The sequence below is a fragment of the Paraburkholderia sp. SIMBA_027 genome, from assembly GCF_046535315.1.
GTDB classification, from domain to species: domain Bacteria; phylum Pseudomonadota; class Gammaproteobacteria; order Burkholderiales; family Burkholderiaceae; genus Paraburkholderia; species Paraburkholderia tropica.
In genome coordinates this window covers 1-250 of record NZ_JAWRWY010001227.1, presented here as the reverse complement: position 1 = coordinate 250, position 250 = coordinate 1, and the positions used below count along the sequence as shown (strand labels likewise).

General features: G+C 33.6%; 1 protein-coding gene. It reads left to right on the top strand.

Annotation, left to right across the window (positions count from 1 at the left end; all coding sequences use genetic code 11):
* Positions 1-12: 12 nt before the first annotated feature.
* On the top strand, positions 13-250 hold a 238-nt coding region (locus tag SB764_RS43060), incomplete at its 3' end, for a helicase-related protein (RefSeq protein WP_410867179.1).

The following is a 250-nucleotide window of genomic DNA, read 5'->3' as shown; positions in this document are numbered from 1 at the left end:
CGTATGGAATCCTTGAAAAATTATTCGTCAAAAGTTGTAGTTTGTGTAGATATGTTTGGGGAAGGGATTGATATTCCAAATTTAAAAATAGCAGCAATTCACGACAAATATAAATCGATCCCTATCACACTTCAATTTATTGGTCGATTTGCAAGAAGTAAAAAAGGCCTAGGTAACGCAAAATTAATCACTAATATAGCGGACGAAGATATAGCAGAAGCTTTACAGGACTTGTATGATAAAGATACAG